Origin of the sequence: Actinomadura sp. NPDC048394 (assembly GCF_040651755.1) — a bacterium.
Lineage (GTDB): Bacteria > Actinomycetota > Actinomycetes > Streptosporangiales > Streptosporangiaceae > Spirillospora > Spirillospora montaniterrae.
The window spans coordinates 1-2,143 of the sequence record NZ_JBEZJL010000177.1 but is presented as its reverse complement, the minus strand read 5'-3'; the positions used below and the strand labels follow the sequence as shown (position 1 = coordinate 2,143).

The 2,143-nt window shown below is 69.2% G+C and carries 2 protein-coding genes; both read right to left on the bottom strand.

Annotated elements, in window-relative coordinates:
* Positions 1–140: 140 nt before the first annotated feature.
* Positions 141–1,088, bottom strand: coding sequence for a WD40 repeat domain-containing protein (locus tag AB0C78_RS50680; protein WP_360763022.1), 948 nt, complete (start codon positions 1,086–1,088; stop codon positions 141–143).
* 129 nt (positions 1,089–1,217) lie between these two features.
* A partial coding sequence (locus AB0C78_RS50675) for a DUF222 domain-containing protein (protein ID WP_360763019.1) occupies positions 1,218–2,143 on the bottom strand: 926 nt, incomplete at its 5' end.

Genomic DNA, 2,143 nt, shown 5'->3' with positions numbered 1-2,143 from the left:
ACTCTCCCCCCCCCCCCCCCTCTCCCTTTCCGGGGGGCCCCGCCCCCCGCCCCCCGCCCCCGGGTCGCGCCACCCCACCACCCCCTTCCGTAAGGTGCGAAGAGGATCGAAGGGGCCGCCTTTTCTGAGCAGCCGCGCCGTCAGACTTCCAGGTCCCATCCGTGGATGACACCGTTCGTGTCGGCGGTGAAGGCGGTCAGGCGGCCGTTCAGCCGCGTGATCGACATGCATTCGGTATCGCTGGTAATGGGGTCCTCGACCTGCCGTCCCCGGGCCAGATCCCAGGTTCGGACGGTTCCATCCTCGGAGCCGGTGATCACGAGGGGACGGCCGTCGATCGTGGCGGCGTCCAGAGCGTTGATGCGCTCCTCGTGGACGGGCAGCGTCGCGATGAGCGGCCGGTCGACGCCGTCCAGCGCCCACACCTGGACCTGGCCGGTCTCACCACCCGCCACCGCGACCGGACGCCCGTCGACCGAAGTCAGCGCGACACCTCTGACCGGCTCCTTGTCCCCGGCCTCCCACCAGCCCATCCGCAGCCGGGACCGCAAGTCCCACACCCCGACCATCCCGTCGTAGCCACCCGCGATCAGCACGGGACGGTCATCGACGATCCCTGCACTCAGGTCGAGGATCGCTTCCTCGTGGTCGACGGCCAGTTCGACGGGCTCGTCCTGGAACGGCTCCCACAGGGCGATCCCGCCACCGTAGTCCCCGGAGACGAAGGTCAGCCGTCCGTCGATCCGCACGGCGGCCACGGATGTGACGGGGTCGTCCTCCTCGTCCACCTCCCGGAGCACCTCGCCGCTCCGCAGGTCCCAGGCGACCATGGCGTGGTTCTCGCTGCCACCGACGATGATCAGACGTCCGTCCTGCAGTCCTGCCGCCACACAGTCGACGTCGGGATCGTCATCGTCGGGGTACTGCTCAAAGGGCGGCTGAAGCGGCGGCTTGGTCCACACGTCACCGGCCGGGTCCCAGGTCCATGCGCCGCCGCCGTACTCGGCGACCACGAACAAGGGCCGTCCGTCCACCTCGACCACGTCGATGTCGTTGATCGGTTTCCCGGAAGGCAAGGGGCTGCTCATGATCACGCCGACGACCCTAATCGGCCACTGCGACAGTCGCCGCGCTGGTGGGAGGTTCGGTGGGCATGCCTAGGCTGCCCGGGACACGAGTCGTCCCGGGCGGGCCTAGCGGACATGCCGGTGGAATGGTTATGCGGCCCAGTGGAGGGGCGAATCGGGTGGGCCGATGCTGCCCGGTGGCCCGGTCCCGGTCGCGGATCCTCGGGCGTCGGCTGGTGGCAGCAACCGGTAGACATAGCGCCCGTCTCGATCCTTGGTGATCTGGATCTGGTCGGGGCGGGTGTGTTTGAACCGGTTGTGCCATCCGCAGGTGAGGGCGAGCTGATCGATGTCGGTGGGCGAGTGCCCGAGCGCCCACCCGTGGACGTGGTCCACTTCGCACAACGTGCCGGGAATCTCGCACTCTCGTACCGCACAAGACGGGTAGAGGGTTTCGAGGACTTGGCGTTGTGCTGCGCTGGCGAACCGTTCCCGGTGGCCCAAGTAGAGCGGCGTGTTCCCCCGTCCGAGGAGGAGGGGTGAGACTCCGGCCGCGAGGGCGATGCGGCGCGCCTGCGGGGCGGGGATCGGCGTCCCGTCGGTGAGGCGGGCCGGGGCGTTGCCACCGGTCAGTGTGTCCAGGTCGCAGATCACGGTGACCTTGGTGGCCTTATGTCCGCCCGACAGCACGCTGGACAGCGCCGCTGCCGTTCGCTCGGCCACGTCGCGGCGGTCTTCCGGCCCGGCCGGCTTGGCCAGCGGGGCGAGGGTGCCGTCCCAGATGGCGGCGTCCTCGGGGTTCAGCCACCCTTTGACGTACCGGCCGCCGTCCAGGGAACGCGTCGTGGTCAGCCAGGACTTGTCGTAACCACGCTTGCTGTCCTCATCCGGAGCGTCCTCGGTGCCGTCTCGCTCGGCGATAAGGTCGCGGATCCGGTGGCCGAACGTGGCGACCTTCCCGGCCGAGAAGCCCTGGTCGGTCATCTCCAGCAGCGTGGTCTCGGCCTGGGCGCAATCAGCGTCATCCAGGCGGGCTACTGAATCGGCCACTGTGGTGGCGTAGCCGAAGGACAGCT

Excerpts from the sequence above, each read along its gene's own strand:
- AB0C78_RS50680 (WP_360763022.1), bottom strand. The coding sequence starts at position 1,088 with ATGAGCAGCCCCTTGCCTTCCGGGAAACCGATCAACGACATCGACGTG.